The sequence below is a fragment of the Pseudomonas sp. DWRC2-2 genome (genome assembly GCF_049897885.1).
GTDB lineage: Bacteria > Pseudomonadota > Gammaproteobacteria > Pseudomonadales > Pseudomonadaceae > Aquipseudomonas > Aquipseudomonas azotoformans_A.
Genome location: NZ_JAFCXD010000006.1, coordinates 333,282 through 352,693, shown reverse-complemented (window position 1 = coordinate 352,693; position 19,412 = coordinate 333,282). Strand labels below are relative to the sequence as shown.

Here is a 19,412-nt window from a genome sequence, read left to right as displayed (position 1 = left end):
GGCGCAACGAATGAGCCACTGTTTCATGGTGATGCTGCGAGCGTGCCCTCTGATCTCGTGCGCCACCACTTCGGTACTCGTGAGGCAAGTGCTAAAGCGAATGCGCACATCTATGGTTTAGGTGAATGGCTAAACTCCACTGCGCAGAGAGATCCCGCTGAGGCGCTCACGATCTTCGAACTGTACCTAGGCTTTGTGCGTGAAAAGGGCGGGCACATATATGACCATGATGGCAAGTTTACTCAGCTACTTACGCGTCTATTTGCGGAAGCAGAAGAGTGGGAGGAGGCCGATGGAGGAGTGATGTTGCGACGAGTCGTTTCGGTGCAAGACGAATTATTGTCTCGCGGGGTTTCCGGCGTCAGTGAGTGGCTGGCGGCTGCGGAGAGGCCGTAAATTTCTCCGCACATCGAGGGGGCGATGTGTTTATAGATCTCATACAGCGGCCCCCTGTAGCGATGATCCTCACGACCCAGTGGGGAGGGTGCACGTCCCAGGTCGTATTCGAAGGTTTAGTCGATCTCCCTTCCGGATAATGTTGCCCTGGTTATAGGTGGTGTGGTTCTAATCATTGCTCAAGCTGTGCGAGAAATTCTTCGAAAGAGCTAGATAAAAAAACTAGATCTCTTTCATCGCTCAGCCATAGATAGACAAGCCCGAAATCTTTATTTCTGGCGGATAAAACGAAAATGTTACCGCAATCGTCATAGGCGAATGGGACTAGGTTTTTTAATTCGGGCTCTCCTTTGATTAGTTGCTTGTATGTATCTTCAATTGTTACCTCAGCATTTTTTATGGAGAGAAAGCTGTTTAGTAAAAAGGCATTGCTTTCTGTGATTGAGTCATCAAAGGTTCCGCCATTATTTGTTAGGTAGAAATTTCTAAAATATTCTGATGGCGTGCTGCCAATAGTTTTAGTGAATTCATCGAGTTCAAGAGTACTAATTGGGGCTTCGCAATTCTGTAGGGTTATGGGCATCTGGTAGGTCCTTTAGGCTTGGCTGGTCTCGCAGGATGAGTATATTTTTTTCCGGTTGCTACTGAGTACCGGCTAACGCCTCCGGCATGTTTTATTCCCAAGTGTGCTTTTTGTTTTACAAGTTGCATTATTCCGGTGTTTGACTTTGGATCGTAATCATTCACATGGTGCCAAACGTAGCCCTTCGGTGCGGATTTCTGATTTAGCCCGGCTTCCCTGTTTGCAGCTTGTGTGTCTAGGGCGTAGGCACTGTTGGCCTCGCTGAGCAGTTGACCTACGGCGTCGTAGGTTTAGTCCAGCCGCTGCTGGTCACCGGGTGTTGGTGAGGATGATCGCCAGCAGGTTGTCGGCATTGCCGTAGGCATACTCGGTAACGCCGTCGTCGGTACGCTTGCGGATCAAGCGGTCGAGGGCGTCGCGTTCAAAATGGTGCGCCAGTGGCGCGCGTGGTTCGGCACTGTCCTTTCCATCCAGGTCGGGCTCGGCCAGCGGCGCGGAGACATGGTGGATACCGGTGACATTACCCAACGGGTTGTACTGGTAGATACGCCCACTGGCATCCAGATCTTGCTGGGCCAGCAGGCGGTCCAGCGCGTCCCACTCGAAGCAGTAGCGTTCGTGGTTTTCATTGCTCAGGTGCAGCAGGCAAACATAGGAGTTGTAGCCGAAGTCGACGGTATCGCCCATGGCATCGACACGCTGTATCAGTCTTCCACTGCGGTCGTAGCGGTCGATGCGCACCTTGGGGCGTTCACTTACGATCAGGTAGCCGCGGGCGTCGTAGCGGTAATGAGTGTGCTCGCCATGCGCATTGATGCTTTCACTGAGGTGCCCGTCGGCATCGTAGTAGTAAAGCGTTTGCGCATTGGGATAATCGCGGCTACTGAGTAGCTGGCCGTGCAGGTTCCAGCTCAGGTACTTGGTCTTGTCCAGAGTATCGGTGATGCTCCAGTGGCGGGTAACGCGCCACTCGTGATCGAGTTGCGACTCCAGCAGCGGCGGAAGTGTGTAAGTGATTCCGTCCGCGTGGAAGGGGTATAGGCGTTGTTTGGGGGCGGCGCCTGCACTCATGCATGTTGCCGGGCGCCGTCGGGCTGTAGTCAGAGCACACCTCTATCACTCTTGTTATTTCTATTTGTAGATACCCTTTTCTTCGGCTTTTTCTATGAAAATATCCTGTAAATTGCCTTGGATTTCTTTGTTGTTGTATTGAAGGATAAAATCTTCATTAATGTTGTTTGGGAAATGAGTTCCATCCAGTGTGCCAAATATTACAGATGCGCTATCGGCAATAATTATGTCGAAAACTCTAAAAATATCGTCTCTTTCGCTGGTGCTGAGTTTGGCTAGCGCACACCGTACTCTAGCGTATAAGTCTAGCTTTGAGTCGGCGGGTTTGCTCAGTTCTTTCTTGTAGTTAGATGAGTTGTCTTCGAGTAGCTCTTCAAATATGGAGCTTATCACTTGCTCGTCAAGGTTCATATGCCTGCCCTTACCTGAGTTCTGGGTACATTTCTTTGTTAAGTCTAATGAGTTTCTGGAGCTTGCTATTCGGAACGTCTGGGTAAACTCTCCTTAGCTCTTTAATGTCTCTAGCGACAAGAGATCTGGCATTTGTAAATGGTTGTCCTGTTTTTGGGTTTATCTTGCTTCTGGATACAATGCCGATTTCTCCATTTCTTGTTGTATGGCCAGTCCGAGGTACTAGGATGGTCGGAGCTGTCTTGGGATCATAATTCTTCACCAAATTTTGCATGATGTTTTTTTGTCCGACATGGTGTGAATCCAATTTAAGGTTTCGGCCCCTAACGGCGTTCTTATTATTTTGGTGGGAGTCCACATCCCATAGTTTAGGGCATCTCCTTAGCCCTAATGGATCAATCCAACCTGTCGAATTCGGAGCATATTGATAAAGGTTCAGCCCGCCCGCCAACCCAATCGGATCCGTCTGAGTAAAGCGCCCCACATCCGGATCATAGTACCTGAAGGTGTTGTAGTGCAGCCCGGTTTCGCGGTCAAGGTACTGGCCCTGAAAACGCAGGTTCTGCTCACGCCCCGGCTGCTGAGCATGCCACTCGTCCCGCGTCCTGCCCCAGGCCTGGTACTCGCTGTTCCACACCGTGTTGCCGTCAGTATCGGTCAGCTGTTCCGGCAGCCCCGCCAGATTGGTATGGAAGTAGAAGATTTCCTCACTACCCGGCTTGCCATCGATACGGGCCAAGGGTTCATAACTGCCCGGATCGGCGTACACGTACAGGCTGGGTCGGCCGTCCTGCATCTCTTCGAGCAGGCGCAAGCCTTGCCAATGGAACAGCGTGCGGTGGCTCGGCTCGCTGGTATCGTCGTTATACACCTGCTTGCTGATACGCCGACCCAGCGGGTCGTAGTTGAAAACGATGCGCTGGGTCATTGATCCCTGTTGCTGACGGATACAGATCAGCCGGTGTTCCGCATCGTATTCGAAGTGCTGGATTCGGCTGCTGCCAATGCGTTTTTCGCTCAGCCGCCCAAAGCGGTCATAGCGATAACGTTTGTCCTGATACACATGCACGCGGTTGTGCTTGATCAGGCCGTTGACCCGATAGCCATCGAACAGGTTGCCGGCCGCGTCGTAGTTAAGGCTCTCGATAGACTGTCCTCGGTGCACACTCTGGATCTCTTCGACCGGGTTGTAGCCGTACGCGGCACTGCCTTGATAGGACTTGCCGGTAGATGCCTGATTGTGAAAACGCCCGATCAGGCTGTCATCATTGGCCGCTGCGGTCGGGCGGTTGCCGCCAGGTCGCTGGGTCTGGGTGAGTATCTCGGCCACCAGGTTGTCGCTGGCGTCGTACTGGTAGTCCTTCTGCAACAGCGGCAGCACTTCGCGAGCGACCTGCTGGTAGTGCAGGGCCTTTTGGCTGAGGCGGCCATTGCGGTCGTAACGGGTGCGGGTGTGCAGGGCGCCCTGGGTGCGCAGCACTTCCTCGTGCAGTGAATCGCGCTCGAAATCGCTGATCACCCGGCCGCCCAGGTTAATTTGATGTAGATGGCCGCTGCCGTAGTAGAGGTGGTTGAGCTGACGTTGATCAGGCAGGGTCAGGGTTTCCAGGTTGCCCAGCTCGTCGTAGTTGTACTGCAGCAGACCGGCGCTGTTGGTCTCGCTGAGCAGCTGACCGAGGGCATCGTAGGTGTAGTCGAGCCGCTGCTGGTCACCTTGGTTATCGGTAAAACTGATCGTCAGCAGGTTGTCGGCATTGTCGTAGGAATACTCGGTGACGCCATCGTCGGTGCGTTTGCGGATCAGGCGGCCGAGGGCGTCACGCTCGAAATGATGTACCAGTGGCGTGTGCGGTTCGGCGCTGACCTTGCCATCCAGATCAGGTTCGGCATTCGGCGCGGGGATATGGTGGATGCCGGTGACATCGTCCAACGGGTTGTACTGGTAGATGCGCCCGCTGCGATCCAGGTCCTGCTGGGCCAGCAGGCGGTCCAGCGCATCCCACTCGAAGCAGTAGCGTTCGTGGTTTTCATTGCTCAGGTGCAGCAGGCGGCCATAGGCGTCGTAGTCAAACTCGACAGTGTGGCCGAGGGCATCGACACGCTGAATCAGCCGGCCACTGCGGTCATAACGCAGGTGGGTGATGCGCTGGGCCGGGTCGGTATAGGCGATCAGTTGACCGGCACCATCGATGTCGTAGCGGTCGATGCGGCCATCCGGGCGCTCGCTTTCGATCAGGTAGCCACGTGCGTCATACCGATAGTGGGTGTGCTCGCCACGGGCATTGATGGCTTCGCTGAGGCGCCCGTCGGTGTCGTAGTGGTACAGCGTTTGCGCATTGGAACAATCGCGGTAACTGAGCAACTGGCCGTGCATGTTCCAGCTCAGGTACTTGGTCTTGTCCAGCGCATCGGTGACACGTACCACCCGACCTTCGGGGTCGTATTGGTAGTGGGTCTTGCGGCCCAGCGGATCCGCTTCCCAGAGCAGGTTGCCCTGGGCATCGTAGCCGGAGCGGTACGTGCGCCCCGCACCATCGGTGACTTCGACAGGCAAGGCCCAGTGCCGCAGGTAGCGGATGTGCTCGCTACGCCCCAATGGATCGCGCGTCTCGATCAGGCGGCCAATATCATCGTAGCTGTAGCGCCATTCGCCGCCCTGTGGATCGACGCTCTTCATCAATTGACCGGCGATGATTTCCTCTTGCCAGCAATTGCCGAGGGGGTCGATGTGTTTGTAGATCTCGTAGAACGGGCCCCAATAGTAATGGTCCTGACGGCCAAGGCTATCGGTGACGTGGGTTTCGCCACGTTCCAGGTCGTATTCGAATCGATACGCTTCGCCGTCGCTACCCCAGTGGCGAATGACGCGCCATTCGTGGTCGGGTTGTGGCTCCAATAGTGGCGGAAGTTGGTATGCGGTGCCGTCTGCGCGCTTGGGTGTGGGGCGATTCTCGGGGATGGCAAAGCGTGCCCATTCGTACTCGCGGATAGCGCCACTGGCGATCTGGTGGCTGTTGAGGTAGCCCTCGGCGGTGTAGGTGAAACGGCGCACCACGTGGTCCGTCGCGTCCAACACTTCATGCAACTGGCCACTGCGTGTATAGCGATAGCTGGCCAGGATCTTGTTGTGTTCGATACTGAGGCTGTCGCCTGCCTTCAGGAATACGCGAGACACCTTGCCGACACGGTTTGGATGTTGTTGATCATAGTGAAGCTGTACGACGGTTTGGCTGTACTTGTCGACGAGGAAGTGCAGGCGGCCCTGTTCGTCGTACAGCATGTCGAGGACGTTAAGGTTGCGATCGCCCAAGCGGATCAGTCGCGAGCGTTGCGGGTTATGCGGATCAGACTGGAAAACCTGATAGCGCCCTGCGTGGATGTCCTCGACAACGGTCTGACCATCCTCCAACTGGAAGAAGGCCAAGCCATCGATGGCACTGACGAACGCGTTGCCGGCTATGAGTTGGCCCAGTTCCAGGCGGTTGCCTGTCTCGTCGACATAGATCCATAGCTCGCTGCCGTGGGGATGCGGGACACGGACGATTTCCACCTCATAGGGAACGCTCCAGCCCCGACCGAAAATACCGTTGGTTCGGGAGTCGTTGCTGTCGTAGCTTCGGGCCCACTCGATACCCAGCAACCCAGGGAGGCTGAAGTCAACGTCTTCTGCACCGTCGAGGACTTTGCCACCGGTGGAAATATGCACAGGTTCGCCTACGCGATCACAGATTGTGGATCTGTTATTTTTCGCTTTTGAAGAACGGCGAGAGCGAACTCCCATTCGTCTGGATATAAGTAGTGCCGCTACAATCCCCGCGATCTGCGCAGTCTTGCTTTTGCCACTGTGAATATTCCGAACGGTCACCGTTCCGCCGCCAATACGCACATTGGGAGAGACGTTGGCGTTCACATCGATGGTGGCATCGCAGGTGGCCTTATCTCCCGAGCGTGCCGCTGGCCGGCCATTGATCAGCACCTTGTCTGAGCCTTGTGCTATGTAGGTCTCAGGCATGGGTGGATGACGGGAGCAGGTGATCTTGTCTTCTTCCTTGGGGGTGAACCCCGGCGCTGCGGGGGTTGTTACTGGAGGGTTGAAAATTTGATGAACCGTGTCAAAGAGGTCTTTGACCAACTTGAGGGGAGGAAATGCAAATCCCAGAGCCGTTTGCGCTATCGCGCTTACGTTCTCCAGAACTGACGGTTCTTCTTCCTTCTCTTCTGGTCCATCGGATTCGCCAGCGGGGGAGCTGGTGCCTGCCGCACGAGCAGCGGGTTTGCCATTGATAAAGGTATTTTGGGAGCCGCTTTTGATTTCGCCTAAGACCGTCGGTGACGACATTGCGTTGCCAACGGAGTCGCTAAAGTCAGAAATGGCGTCACCGATACTTCGATCCTCTCCTATGGGCATCGAACTCATGACGCCTACCGCAACGCCTGCCGCTATGCCGATAACGACGCCGAGCGCGCCGCCCGTGAAGGCGGTGCCCACTATTGCAAGGCAAATAACGGCCCCCACCGCCAGCGCAGCCGCTGCATAGATGACTGTTTCCACTGCTGCGCTGATCAACTCAGCGATGAGTGATGGGTGAAGAATAGCGTCACCCTGCCGGGCGGCGTGGACAATTTGTGCCATTGGCAACAAGCTCCTTGCTGATCGAGAACGGATTTCTTAGGGGCGGAAAGTTCAGGAAAAGCGCAGCGTTTGCTTGATGGCGCGCCAGTGGGTGATGTCGCCGTCGCTTAATGGGCCTTGTTTGCTGTAGTTGAGGACCAGCAGGCGTTGTTGCCCGGGAATCAGGCAGGCGACTTGCAACTGAAAGTTTGGTTTGCCCCCCGTCATGAACTGGACGGCCATTTCTCGGCCCTCCACTTGCTGCTGGTTCCCCAGGTGAGTGATTTGTGCCGGTGTGATGCTCAATGCTTGGGTCTTGTTGCGCAGCTGATCCAGCTGGGCAGTCAGTGCCTCGTCCAAGGACTGCCGGTTATCAACAGGGCTGCGGGCAATCACCAGCGTGGTATTTCGTTTGCTAAAACGCAGAACGTTCAGCGTCGAGTCCTCGGGCGTTTCATCGGCAAAACTAAGGATTACATCGTGGGTCAGATAATCAGTCATTGCAGGCGCGTCCTTTTCTTTGATAGTTGGGTGATGGGAAAAGTGGGGCTATTCGAAATGCCCATCGACACTGGCCTTCAGTGCGCCACCGTCTTGCCCATTTGCAGTAGCACCGGCCGACCCACCATCCGGGTTAAGGTCGAGCTTCGCGCCTAGGGTGTTGATCTGGCCGGTTTGCGTACCAGTGATGTTGAAGTCCTCGCAGGTGATGTTCAGCTTGCCGTTTGCATGCAGCTCAATGAGCGTCTTGCCACACTTCAAACGCAACGTGCCGCCTACTTCGATCTCGTATTCGCCGGCTACCGTGTCGTTCTTGTTGCCGCCCACCTTCAAGGTGTCATTGGCCTTAACCACCCGCATGCGGGTACGGCCGACGGTGATGGTTTCGTCCTGGCCGACCTGGCTGCTTCGGTCCGCGCCAATCGATTGGGTCTGGTTGTTCTTGACGACGGTGTTCTGATCTTTCTGGGCATGGATAAACACCTCTTCCTGGCCCAGCTCATCTTCAAAACGCAGTTCATTGAAACCTTCGCCCTTATGGGTGCGGCTCTTGATGGTCATCCGCGTCTTGTGTTTAGGCAGCTCGTAGGGCGGCAAGTTGGTCTGCCGGTACGCTCGTCCAATGGCAATTGGCTGGTCTGGATCACCGTCCAGATAGCTGATCACTAATTCCTGGCCCACACGCGGAATGGCCATGGAGCCCCAGGTTGCCCCAGCCCAGCCTTGAGTCACGCGAATCCAGCACGAGCTGTGATCGTTGTTTTTATCCGAGCGGTCCCACGGGAACTGCACTTTGACCCGGCCCCATTCATCGCAATAAATCTCCTCGCCCGGTGGGCCGACCACGGTGGCGATCTGCGGGCCGTCGATGCAGGGTTTGTTGCGCAGCGGGGCTTTCCAGTCCGAGGTCCAGCGGATGGCGCTGGCCTTTAACGTGTAAGAGGTGCCGAGGCCGCTGCCAAACGATTCTTCCTGCAAGCTGGTGTGCTGCTTGCCCTCGTGCTTGATGGCAATGGTGCGCCAACGGTCATTGAAGTCCTCACGCGGATGATCGTTGAGGTCGAACGCCAACCCCGGTTGGAGGCGTTCATCGTCGCCTTCCAAGTGTGCCAACTTGGCGTCGTTGCGCAGCGCCGCCAGGCGCGTTTTGGTAAAGGGCTTGCCGGCGATGTCGCGTTTGTAGCGGCCGGGGTAGTCGTAGCGTTCGTAGTCCTTGTGCTGGTTGTTCAGGTCCTGATCGCCAGTGGCGGTGTGCTGCTGGTTGTAGCGCGGGTGGGTGAAGGTGTAGTCGCGCTGTACCTGCACGGCGGTGCGCACTTGCTCGGTGTAGTGGAAGCGGTTCAACGCCGGTTTCAGGGAGTCGCCACCGGACATGGGCTGGTAGATCACCGGGCAATCGGTGTGTGTGCCGATGGTACCCAGGCCGCCGACGCGGTCGGTAAGGACGAGGGTGTGGCCGTCGGCGCGGTGTTCGAAGGCGTAGAGCAGGCCTTCTTCGGCAGCGAGGCGGGCGATGAAATCGAGGTCGGTTTCGCCGGCTTGTACGCAGTATTCGCGGGGTTGGTGCTCAAAGCAGATTTCGCTGCGGATGTCGGTCAGTTTTTGTTCGGCCAGCATGCTGGTGATGATGTCGGGCACGGTTAGGGCCTGGAAGATGCGCCAGTTGGAGCGCAGGTCGAAACGCTTCAGGGTTGGCTCGATCACGGCGGTGTAGCGGGTGCGGCGAAAGCCGGTGTCGCCCTGTTGGAACAGGCTGACCAGGCCGTGGACGTAGCGCACTGGGGTGTCGTTGCGCCAGATGGTGAATACCGCAGTCAGGTCGAGCATGCGGTAGAAGTCGATGGCGGGGTGGTGGCTGACCAGTTCCAGTTCAAGTTTGAACGGCTGGGATAAGCCCTCTTCGAGGGTGAAAGAGACCACTTCGAAGGGATCGCCCCGCAGCGGTTCGAAGGTGTAACGCAGGTCGCTTTGACGGGGCATGGAACCTCCTTGTAGTGAGTCCGGATCAGTTGATCATCCAGCTGGCATCACCGTTTTCCAGGATGCCTTCGTGGTCGGTGCTGTCACCGACGCGGGCTACGGCTTTGCCGTTGATGACCATTGAGGGCGAGCCGCTGATGATCACGGCACCGCAGCCGAGGGTGTCGCCAACACGGGCGATGGCGCGGCCGTTGACGGTGACGTTGCGCGTACCGCTTTCGACGGTAGTGGGGCCGCACAAAGGGCAATCATGGTCGTGTCCGACCAGAACGACGGCAGGCATAGCGCCTCCTAAGCAGTAGTGAGTCAGTGAAGGTTCCGCCGCTGCACGAATGCTGCGACGGAACGAGGCCCGCGTTTAGCCCGCTTCTGCCGGTTTACGCCAGTCATCCGAGGCTTCGGTACCCGACACTTTGTGGGTCCAGCTGACCTTTCGATATGACAGGCTGGTCTTGATCAGTTGGGTGTAATTCTTGTTTTCGAGGTCCTGGGCGTGAGGCAACACGGTGTGGATGTCGACGACGGTGGCCTCTTCCAATTTGGTGGTGAAGAAATGCTCCTGTTTGCCGTCGGTGGACGTACGGAACCACCTGACTTCGACGATCGGCAGCATTTCTCCGGTGGCCAGTGCCTGGTACAGCATTGGCGAAGCCTTGTTCAATGCGCTGGTGAACGTCAGGGGTTTATGCACCCGTTGCCCGGTAGGCTGACCGCTTTGCGGGTCGGTAGGGGCACCGATCTGGTGGTCGATTTCCTGGGCAAGAATTTCGTCCTCGTGGCCTTCTACAAACACGTTGCCCACCGAGTCTGCGGTGAACGCACCTTTGGTGATGTGGCCCTGGTCTTTGCCGTGGATACTGATATACGCGGGTGTTGGCATGACTTGCTCCTTGTCGCGATCAATTGAGCGACCCGTGGGTCGCGGGTTATGGCCGAGACGGCCATGGCTTTGCAGGCGCTCGGGATGAGCGCGCTGAAATCGGTTAAAGGTTGAGAGTCCGTTCGAGGGAGGCGAGCACTTCCTGGGTGATGCTGTTCAGGCGCATGGAATAGATCGTGTAGGCGCAGGTCAGCACAACAGCGGCCAATGCCCATGGCGTCCACAATGGCCAGGCACGTTTGATCCGGTAATTGCGCGGGGCGACGTTTTTCAGGGGATCGGTTAGGCGTCTGGGCGTCTCGCCGCGTAGCGGGCGCAACAGTCCGTGCAGTTGGTTGATGATCTTCTGTATTTCGTCATCGCCCTTGGCATGAGCACCGTATTTGCCTTTGAGGCCGGAGATCAGGCACTGGTACATGAACTCCAGTACATGCTGGTAGCGGGCCGCTTCGGGGATCATGTTGTTCATGACGGTGAAGAATCGCTCACCGCCTCGGGTTTCCCCATGGAACTGGCTGAGCAACGAGCGTTCACTCCAACTGGAGAGCCTGCCCCAGGAGGTGCTCATGACGACCTCGTCCAGCAACAGGCATAGGCTGTAGGAGTAGGCCTTGAGCATGCCGGCGTCGTAGTCGAGCTGGCTGACTTCTTCCATGATCGTGGTGATCTGGTTGCTGACGCTTCGGTACAACGCAGTCACATCATCGTGCTGGTCCAAGCGACGCAGGCGGATGACCAGGCCGATCAAGGGCGTGGCGGCATCGCACAGTGGGTTCCAGGCCAGGCCGCGCATGTCGAATTCGGGGTCTGCGAGCAGCGGTTCGGGCTTGGCCTGGTCCTCTGCGGCGTCGGACTCCTTGGTGTGGGTGGCCTGCTGCAAATAGCTGAAGAGCGGGTTGCTGTCGTCCGTTGGCGGCGTGGTTTCGGTGGGCATGGACTCACTCATCTTTCTCACTCCTGATCGCCCAGAACTGCAACTCCAGCTCTGGGAATTCTCCTGCGATATGGAAACCAAACCCGCTGCCGCTGCTCAGGCTTGCCCAGGCAGGGTGATGGTGGTCGAGTTCGAAGTAGCTGAAGCCGGCATGGAACGGCAGGTGCCGTGGCGCCACCGGCAGCGGCAGCAACGGGATGCCCGGCAGTTGCAGGCTGACCAGTTGCTCCAGGCCCTCGGCGGAGCTGATCTTGATCTGCTTGGGCAGTTGCTGGCGTAGGGTCTCGGCGGGCAGTTCGGCCCGCACCGCGAGGATGAATTCAGCGTTGTCCAGCAGGCGTTTGTCGTTCAACGCAGCGGTGCGTACGCCGTATTGCTGCACGACAATCGGCAGCGATACCGCACGCGGTTGCAGCACGGTGCCCAAGGCCCTGCGCAGGGTGTGTTCCAACAGCTGGAAGGATTCGCGCAGGTTGTCGTGCTGGTAGGCCGGGTATTCCTGCGGCAGGTGACCTTCATCGGTGAAGGTCACCAGTTCCCCGCAAGCCTGGGCCAGTGCGATGTACAGCCGTTCCGGGTGAACCTGGCGTTGGCGGGCCAAGTGTTGAAATAACGGGAACAAGCGGTTGAGGGTTTGCAGCAGGTTGAAGTCGGTGACATCGGCCACGCCTGACTGCCCCGGCGAGCCAATACGCTGGGCCAGGTTCTGGGCGCGCGCGCGCATCAGCCCGGCCACTTCGCCCAGATAGCGGTGCAGCGCCGGCACCGCTTGCAAGGACAGGCTAGTGGGGTAGAAGTGCTCGTCCATCACCAGGCTGCCGTCCGGGCGTTTGTCTTTGATTCTGCCGATGGCGATACCGGTGAAGGCGCTGCGGTCGCTGCGTTCGAGCATCAATTGCAGGTTGGGCACGGCCAGGTCCATGCCGACCTGGTCGCCGTCATCGCTGTGGGTGTCGCGGATTTCCTCGCGGCGGGCGATGTAGCGGCTATTGCCGTAGCGGTCGGGCCAACGCACTTCGAGGGCACCGTTGGAGCGCAGCGGCAGGGCCAGATAGACGATCTGATTGATTGCGCTGCTGTCGGCAATCTCCAGCGGCGCAGGTGGCGCCAGGTCGCGAGGGATATCGAACACACTGCCATCGGGCATGATCCCGCGCGCCTGGGTGATGGCGACCTTGCCGAAGCTCAAATATTCGCTGTTCAGCTCCAACTCGCTGAAGCCGTAAAGGGCGTCATTAAGGCTATGCATACGATGATGCACGGCGGCTTCGGCGGCGCGGGCCTGTTGCTGGAAGTGCTGGGGTTTGACGAACAAACCTTCATGCCAGATGACGGGGTTGCGTGAACTCATCGTTGATTACTCTGCACAAAAACGGCTGAAAAGGACGTCATCGGGTTTCCCTTTTGAGGCTGACTTGCTCGGCGTCCAACTGCACCAGCACGGCGTATTGCCGGCCCTTGGGCTCGACCCGCAGGCGCTGTTTCCATTGGCCGACTTCGTCGTTGTGGTAGTTGGCGATGACCGCGATAAAGCGGGTGTCCTCATCCAGGGGACGCAGGTCGACGAACTTGAATTGACCGGGCTGGAGCAGGTAGTCGTCGGCGCGGATATAGGTGCTGCCCAAGGTTTTTTTCAGGTCCTCAGCCAGGGCTTGAGGGCTGGCGTTGACCAGCAGTGAGTCGTCGGTCAGTTGCAGGACCTTGAAGGCAATCGGTGTGGCGATCTGCTGGAGTGCCGGATTGCCCAATGGAGTAGTCAGGCTGACTCCCTGATCGTCGTAATCGCCCAGCAGTACGCCTTCGAGGGGCGAGATGGGGGCCGTGGGCGCAGGATCAAAACCCAGCAAAGACTGAGCCGGAACGGTTTCGTAGAGGTGATTGAGCAGGGTTTGCACTTTGTCCGTCAGTGCCTGCGGGTTGGCGGCCTGAACGTTCAAGTTGTAGGGCAAGGGGCCCGGATCTTCGTCAGACGTAGGGGCGGTGCCGGTGCTGACCAGCCGCTGATTGACATCGTCGCTGGCATGCAGGCTCAGGGAGTAACGGCTGGGCTGATCATCGGGGCCGCCGACCGGGATCGATGGGGTCCAGATCACCTGGCCGATTTTGCCGAGCATGGTGCAGCCGCCCAGAGTCAGACAGGCGAGCAACAAGGTGCCCAGTCGCAGGTTGCTGAACAGGCTGGCGGGCTTCTTGGGTACAGGCTCGCCAATGTCGGGCAGTGGCTTTGGCGGCTCTGCCGCCTTCATCGCTTGCAGCGGATCACCCTGTTCCGCCAAGTTCACGGGCTGGCAAAGACGCTCGAATTCCGGGCACCTGGCAGGTCGCGGATCGGGCAGGGGCAGGCCCGGTAAATCCTCCAGGTGCCAGGCTTGCATATTTTCCGGCTGGCTGGTGAGCAGCTCATCTAGCGCGCGTGGCGCATGCTCACCCAGCTGTACCGCGACCCGATACGCTCCAATCTGCAACAGGTCGCCATCGTTGAGGGTCACTGCCACATTGCGGCCCAATGGCACGTCATGGCCATTGGCGTAAGTGCGGCCACTGCGGTCGATCACGCAAAAGCGCCCTTCGACAACGCGGATGTCGCAGTGGTTGGGCTGCACGCTGTTGTGGCGATCTTCCAGGCACCAGTCCACCGCGGCACTGCCGATGCTGCCGCCCTGTGGGCCGAACCGGTGAAGGGGGAGATACCCGTGCAGCAACTGCGCAGGATTATTGATAACCAAGGTCAGTTTCATGCGCGCCCCCGAATCCGCACCACGGCGGGATGGCGTTGCTCCTGATCTTCAATAAAGCTGGTCCAGCCCAGATGGGTGCCGCTGTCGCGTTGCAGGTTGAACGGCGGTACATCTTCTTCGCGCAGTCCCAGTTCCAAATCGTAGGCGGTGACGTCGCGCAGCAAAAAATCCATCAACTGGCGCAGAAGCCCGAACTGCTCACCGCTGGGTAAAAACTGCCGAAACCGTGCCTGCGTCAGGTTGGGAATCACCAGGGTGAACTTGCTGGCGCGGGTCTTGCTGCGGTCACCCACCACAAAGTCGCTGCCCAGGGTGCCATTGGCCTTGCCCAACGCCATGCGCTGACGTTGCGGCAAACTCACCGAACGCGCCTCGAATTCACGGATGTGCACGCCGTGCAGATCAAAGCAATGCTCGACAATGCCGGACACTACCGAAGGCGAACGGCTACGGCTGGCGATCAAACCGGCAAAGCTCAGCAGACGGCCCCACGGCAGCGGTGTCGCGCCACGCAGATCGTTGTCGTTCAGGCCGATCAGGGAAAACACATAGCGTGAAAACCGGTCGCTCGCCTCAGACTGAAAGCGGATGTAGTAGCGGTACTTGCGCCAGCTGTGATGCAGCAGGGTCAGCAAGCGATGGTTGAAAAAGTCCATGAACGCCGGGCGAATACCACGCTCCTGGGCCTGTTCGTAGGCCAGGCGGTCCAGGTAGTAACCGGGCAGCGGCGAGTCGGTGCCGTGCAGGCCAAAGAAGCTGGTCTGCAGGCGATAGCGCACCTCTTCGCGATCATCTTCCAGGCGTGCCGCCTCGACCACGTCGGAGGCCGGAAAGCCCAATCCCGCATGGCTTTGCAGGCGTACGCGGCGACGTGCCGCAGCACTCAAGGGGCGTGATTCCAGGTCATCGCCATGCAAGGCGTGTAGGTGCTCCAGCAGACGGTGAAACGAGTAGTTCCGCGCGTCGGCCAGCAGCACGTCGGCTAGATCACGGGTTGTCTGCCGGTCAACAGTGGCCATTCGTAGCACTCGTTATTAGTGGTATTGATCACTTCCAGGCGATGGAAGGAATTGATGCTCGCGTACAGGGCGAAGAAGTGCGAAAGCACACTGGCGAACAGGTACAACTCGCCCTCGCCAAGGAAGGCGTTCTGGTCCAATTGCAGGCGGGTGTGCAGGCCGCGTACCGGCTGGCCCTTCATCAGCCAGTCGATGGGCGTGGTCACCGCGTCGTGAATGCCATTCAGGCGCTTGCGAGTGGCGCGGGCCTGTTGCAGGTCGTGCAATGCGGCGAAGTCGTAGGCGCGGATCACCGCCTTGAGCGGCTCGGCCGAGAGCAGCGACAGGTAGTTCAGTGACAGGTTGGAAATCAGCGTCCAGTGCAGGCTGCTGTCCAGCACGGGTCGATAGCTGCGGGTCGGTGCAATCAGGTTGGTGTAGGTGGCAAACGACGGCGTGATTTCGGTAGACAGCGACACATCGCCCACACCCAGCAACTGCGGCAGGTCGCGATTGCTGCAGGTCAGTTCGATGGACGCTGCCTCATGCTCGCCGATGTACAAGCTCTCATCGCCACGCACAAAGGCGATGCGATGGCGCAAACCCTCGCGGCCGTGGGACTCTTCGATATGCGTGCGGAAGTAAAGGGCTGTGCGGCCCCGTGCGTGCTCGATCTCATGCTGGAACGATTCGAATGGGGTAAACCTGCGCAGCGGATCACCTTTGCGCTCCTTGTCCGCGGCGTCCCAGCCGGCCACCTGGTCGACGCTGAAAATCTCATACGCTTCGGGACGGTTGCCGCTGGGGCTGATGCGTCGCTCCAGGCTGCGACCATCCAACGCAATGGGGTTGGCATCGTGGCGGAACAGGTTGACCGCAGGCGTGCAGTACAAATGCAGGTCACTGGTACGCAGGCGAATATCGGTCGGCATGGGCCGACTGAACTGAAACTCGAAACGCAGGAGGGTGGCGCTGACCTCCGGCCACACCTGAACCAACCGCGTCAGGCTGAAAAAGTGGAAACGCTGCGGGAATACAAAGTACTCCTGCAGGATCCGGTAGCCGTCGAATACATTGCGCGGGTAGGGCAGCAGTGCCTCTTCTGCAGCGAAACCGGGAAAGCCGATATCCTTGGGCGACAGGCGATAGCTTCGGCCATTGATGTGCAGCGTGACGCTATCCAGGTAGTGGGCGATCCACAGGTACAAGGTCAGCGCGGTGGCGTTATCGCCGCCCAAGTGAAAGTCCAGCTGGTCACAGGCCATGCTGGTCAGCGGCTGCTCCGTCAGCACCTTGAGGTCGATGCGCATCACCGAAGCCTCACGGCTGTGGGCATCGCTGACTGCCTGTAAGGCCAACGGGTACAGGTTAACGTCGGTGCAGGTGCGAAACTGGCAGGAGATGCCATCCACCGGTTTGGCAAACAACGGCGTGCCTTTGGGAATCACCTGGCGCTGGCTGATCGCATCGTGCAACGGAGTAAAGCGGATGATGGTCGCGCTGGGCAGGGGCCGCAGGTAGTTGGGCCACAGCATCTGCAATAGCGGGTGGGTCAGCTCCGGCAAGTCGTCGTCGATCTTCAGCCCCAGCTTGGCGGTGAGGAAGGCAAAGCCCTCCAGCAGCCGCTCAACGTCCGGGTCGCCGGCCTGATCGCCGAGAAACTGCGCCAGCTGCGGGTTGTCCTCGGCAAACTCGCGGCCGAGTTCGCGCAGGTAGCGCAACTCCTCGGCAAAGCGTTGTTTCAAGTCCATCGCATCCTCATTTCACGCGGGTGTAACCGTCGCGGCCATGCATGGCCACCTCGATCTGCACCTGTTCGTCCTTGTGATTGACCCGCACCTGGCAATCCAGGCGGAAGTTCAGCTCCAGCGGCAGGTCAGGGTCGGGCTGATAGCGCACGCCAGTCACCGTGATCCTTGGTTCAAACGCCTCCACGGAGCGCCGGATATCGGCGCTGATGGCCACTACCAAATCACTGCTTGCCTGGGTGACGCCGTTGAAGTCGCGCAGGCCCAGCTCAGGGCTGCTTTGCGAGCAGCCCTGGCGTGAGTTGAGCACCTGTTCCAGGTGACGCTTGATCGCCTCGACACGCTGGTGCGCTTGCTCCTCCGTGCCGCCTGGGCGGTAACGCGGTGCATCCGGCTCCAGGCGCTCGAACAGGCTGCCCACCTATTGGGTGTCCAGCCGACCCACCAGAGAGATCTCGAAGTTGGCACCCATGTACTTGAAGTGCGGTCGTACCGACAGCGACACCTGATACCAGCCTGGGTTGCCTGCCACGTCCTGGACTTCGATCTGCGCGGCACGCAAGGGGCGCCGGCTGCGCACGTCGGTCGAGGGGTTGTCCTGGTCGGCGATGTACTGTTTGAGCCAAGTGTTCAGCTCACGCTCCAGGTCCTGGCGTTCCTTCCAACTGCCGATCTGTTCGCGTTGCAGCACCTTGATGTAGTGAGCCAGGCGATTGACGATAAACAGGTACGGCAACTGGGTGCCGAGCTTGTAGTTGGTCTGGGCCTCCTGGCCTTCGCGGGTCTTGGGGAAGTTCTTGGGTTTCTGGACCGAGTTGGCGGAGAAGAACGCCGCGTTGTCGCTGTCCTTGCGCATAGTCAGCGGGATGAACCCGGCTTCTGACAGTTCGAATTCCTTGCGGTCGGAGATCAGCACTTCGGTGGGGATCTTGGCCTGCAACTGACCGAACGATTCGTATAAATGCACCGGCAAGTCATCCACGGCACCACCGGATTGCGGGCCGATGATATTTGGACACCAACGGTAGCGGGCAAAGCTGTCGGTGATGCGCGAGGCCATCAAGAAGGCTGTGTTGCCCCACAGATAATTGTCGTGCTTGCCGTCGACGGTTTCGTTGTAGCCGAAGCTGCGGGTCGAGTTGTCTTCGGTGCTATACGGCGTGCGCAGCAGGAAGCGTGGCAACGTCAGGGCCAGATGGCGGGCATCTTCGGATTCGCGCAGGCCGCGCCATTTGGTGTGGCGTGGGCCGTCAAAAATATCGCTGATTTCCTTGAGGTCCGGCAGCCCCTGGAAACCTTCCAGGTTGAACAGCTCAGGCCCTGCTGCAGAAACAAAGGGTGCGTGGGCCATGGCGCCGATGGAGGCGACAAAGCTGAGCAACTTGATGTCCGGCGAGCTGGGGCCAAAGGTGTAGTTACCGACGATTGCACCCACCGGCTCGCCACCGAACTGACCGTAGCCGGCGGTGTAAATGTGCTTGTACAAGCCGCTGCGGGTGATGTCGCCGGCGTTGTCGAAGTCATCCAGCAGTTCTTCCTTGGTGACATGCAACATTTCCAGCTTGATGTTCTCGCGAAAATCCGTGCGATCCACCAGCAGCTTCAAGCCCCGCCACGCCGACTCCAGTTGCTGGAACTGCGGCTGATGCAGGATCACGTCCATCTGCTTGCTCAGGGCATGGTCGATTTCGGCAATCATCTGGTCGACCCGGTGCTTGTTGACCGGTTGCTGGTGATCGCCGCTTTGCAGGATCTCGCTGATAAATGCGGCGACTCCCTGGCGGGCAACGGCATAACCTTCCTGAGAAGGGCGGATGGTGGTGTTGGCCAACAATTGATCCAGCAGCGACGAATGTTCGTCGGTCACCAGCACTTGGGCGGCGGCGCTTTCCATAGGCATGGGGAGTACTCCGTTGAGAAGGGCGTTCAATCAGTTGTCCGGTGCGTCGAGCACCAGGTTGAGTTCGCTGGCCAAGCGTTGGCGGGCGGATTCATCGGTCAGCAGGTTTTGCAGGTGTTTGCGAAACGCCGGGACATTGCCCATTGGGCCCTTGAGTGCGACCAAGGCTTCGCGCAACTCCAGCAACTTGTTCAACTCGGGCACTTGCCGGGCGACAGCGTCGGGGTTGAAGTCATTGATGCTGTTGAAGTGAAGTTGCACATTCAAGTCAGTGTCCTGGTCATTGTTCAAAACCGACGGGACCGCCATGCCCAAGGAAACTTCGGCTTTGGTCAGTACTTCATTAAAGGTGTCTTTGTCTATTCGGGTAGATTGCCGGTCTTCAAGGGCGGTAAGTTCGCCGTGCCCTTTAAAGTCTCCAGTGATGAGTAACTTAAGTGGTAGCTCTACTTCCGCCTGTTGGTCGCCAGTGGCAGGCACGTACTTGATGTTGATACGTTCTTTTGGCGCGACGGAACTTTGGGTTTTTGACATGGGAAAAGTCCTTTTTTGTAAAGTGGCGCTATTAAGAACCTATGTTTCAGGACTTGTCATGTCGGACGAAGTCGATCCGTTTTGTGGTCTTTGGATGTCAGAAATATCCATGTTTGGTGTGTTTAA

18 protein-coding genes are annotated in these 19,412 nt (G+C 58.3%); 1 reads left to right on the top strand and 17 read right to left on the bottom strand.

Features of this window, described 5'->3' with window-relative positions:
- Positions 1 to 42 precede the first annotated feature (42 nt).
- Positions 43 to 396 (top strand): hypothetical protein, encoded by a 354-nt coding sequence (locus tag ACP7EW_RS25410; RefSeq protein WP_426220750.1) that lies wholly within the window; start codon positions 43 to 45, stop codon positions 394 to 396.
- Between the two features lie 172 nt (positions 397 to 568).
- Here ACP7EW_RS25410 and ACP7EW_RS25405 read toward each other — a convergent pair whose 3' ends face one another.
- From ACP7EW_RS25405 to tssB, 17 genes are all read right to left on the bottom strand, one after another.
- Complete coding sequence (locus ACP7EW_RS25405; RefSeq protein WP_426220748.1) at positions 569 to 979, bottom strand: SMI1/KNR4 family protein; 411 nt, start codon at positions 977 to 979, stop codon at positions 569 to 571.
- Positions 970 to 1,248 (bottom strand): HNH endonuclease, encoded by a 279-nt coding sequence (locus ACP7EW_RS25400; protein WP_426220904.1) that lies wholly within the window; start codon positions 1,246 to 1,248, stop codon positions 970 to 972. The genes ACP7EW_RS25405 and ACP7EW_RS25400 overlap by 10 nt, the downstream gene beginning before the upstream one ends.
- 40 nt (positions 1,249 to 1,288) lie before the next feature.
- Positions 1,289 to 2,050, bottom strand: coding sequence for an RHS repeat protein (locus tag ACP7EW_RS25395; protein WP_033898454.1), 762 nt, complete (start codon positions 2,048 to 2,050; stop codon positions 1,289 to 1,291).
- Positions 2,051 to 2,110: 60 nt separating this feature from the next.
- The gene (locus ACP7EW_RS25390; RefSeq protein ID WP_033898456.1) at positions 2,111 to 2,461 is read right to left on the bottom strand and encodes a hypothetical protein; all 351 of its coding nucleotides are present in this window, start codon (positions 2,459 to 2,461) and stop codon (positions 2,111 to 2,113) included.
- A gap of 10 nt (positions 2,462 to 2,471) precedes the next feature.
- A complete protein-coding gene (locus tag ACP7EW_RS25385; RefSeq protein WP_426220745.1) occupies positions 2,472 to 7,094 on the bottom strand; it encodes an RHS repeat-associated core domain-containing protein in 4,623 nt (1,540 codons plus the stop codon).
- Positions 7,095 to 7,145: 51 nt separating this feature from the next.
- Entirely contained in the window at positions 7,146 to 7,574 is a 429-nt protein-coding gene (locus tag ACP7EW_RS25380; protein WP_426220743.1) for a DcrB-related protein, read from the bottom strand.
- 48 nt (positions 7,575 to 7,622) lie between these two features.
- On the bottom strand, positions 7,623 to 9,554 hold the full coding sequence (locus ACP7EW_RS25375) for a type VI secretion system Vgr family protein (RefSeq protein WP_426220740.1): 1,932 nt from the start codon (positions 9,552 to 9,554) through the stop codon (positions 7,623 to 7,625).
- A 25-nt stretch (positions 9,555 to 9,579) separates the two neighbouring features.
- Complete coding sequence (locus ACP7EW_RS25370; protein WP_426220739.1) at positions 9,580 to 9,837, bottom strand: PAAR domain-containing protein; 258 nt, start codon at positions 9,835 to 9,837, stop codon at positions 9,580 to 9,582.
- 75 nt (positions 9,838 to 9,912) lie between these two features.
- Positions 9,913 to 10,434 (bottom strand): Hcp family type VI secretion system effector, encoded by a 522-nt coding sequence (locus ACP7EW_RS25365; protein ID WP_426220737.1) that lies wholly within the window; start codon positions 10,432 to 10,434, stop codon positions 9,913 to 9,915.
- A 103-nt stretch (positions 10,435 to 10,537) separates the two neighbouring features.
- Complete coding sequence (gene icmH, locus ACP7EW_RS25360) at positions 10,538 to 11,380, bottom strand: type IVB secretion system protein IcmH/DotU (protein WP_426220735.1); 843 nt, start codon at positions 11,378 to 11,380, stop codon at positions 10,538 to 10,540.
- On the bottom strand, positions 11,373 to 12,719 hold the full coding sequence (tssK, locus tag ACP7EW_RS25355; RefSeq protein ID WP_178952869.1) for a type VI secretion system baseplate subunit TssK: 1,347 nt from the start codon (positions 12,717 to 12,719) through the stop codon (positions 11,373 to 11,375). The genes icmH and tssK overlap by 8 nt, the downstream gene beginning before the upstream one ends.
- 37 nt (positions 12,720 to 12,756) lie before the next feature.
- Complete coding sequence (gene tssJ, locus ACP7EW_RS25350; RefSeq protein ID WP_426220732.1) at positions 12,757 to 14,106, bottom strand: type VI secretion system lipoprotein TssJ; 1,350 nt, start codon at positions 14,104 to 14,106, stop codon at positions 12,757 to 12,759.
- Positions 14,103 to 15,125 (bottom strand): type VI secretion system baseplate subunit TssG, encoded by a 1,023-nt coding sequence (gene tssG, locus ACP7EW_RS25345; protein ID WP_426220730.1) that lies wholly within the window; start codon positions 15,123 to 15,125, stop codon positions 14,103 to 14,105. The genes tssJ and tssG overlap by 4 nt, the downstream gene beginning before the upstream one ends.
- Positions 15,089 to 16,855, bottom strand: a complete 1,767-nt coding sequence (gene tssF / locus ACP7EW_RS25340; RefSeq protein ID WP_426220728.1) for a type VI secretion system baseplate subunit TssF — start codon at positions 16,853 to 16,855, stop codon at positions 15,089 to 15,091. Before tssF ends, tssG begins: the two co-directional genes overlap by 37 nt.
- 7 nt (positions 16,856 to 16,862) lie before the next feature.
- Positions 16,863 to 17,273, bottom strand: a complete 411-nt coding sequence (gene tssE / locus ACP7EW_RS25335; RefSeq protein WP_426220726.1) for a type VI secretion system baseplate subunit TssE — start codon at positions 17,271 to 17,273, stop codon at positions 16,863 to 16,865.
- A complete protein-coding gene (gene tssC, locus ACP7EW_RS25330) occupies positions 17,274 to 18,746 on the bottom strand; it encodes a type VI secretion system contractile sheath large subunit (RefSeq protein ID WP_426220902.1) in 1,473 nt (490 codons plus the stop codon). It lies immediately after the preceding gene.
- 36 nt (positions 18,747 to 18,782) lie between these two features.
- Complete coding sequence (gene tssB, locus ACP7EW_RS25325; protein ID WP_178952879.1) at positions 18,783 to 19,286, bottom strand: type VI secretion system contractile sheath small subunit; 504 nt, start codon at positions 19,284 to 19,286, stop codon at positions 18,783 to 18,785.
- Between the last annotated feature and the right edge of the window lie 126 nt (positions 19,287 to 19,412).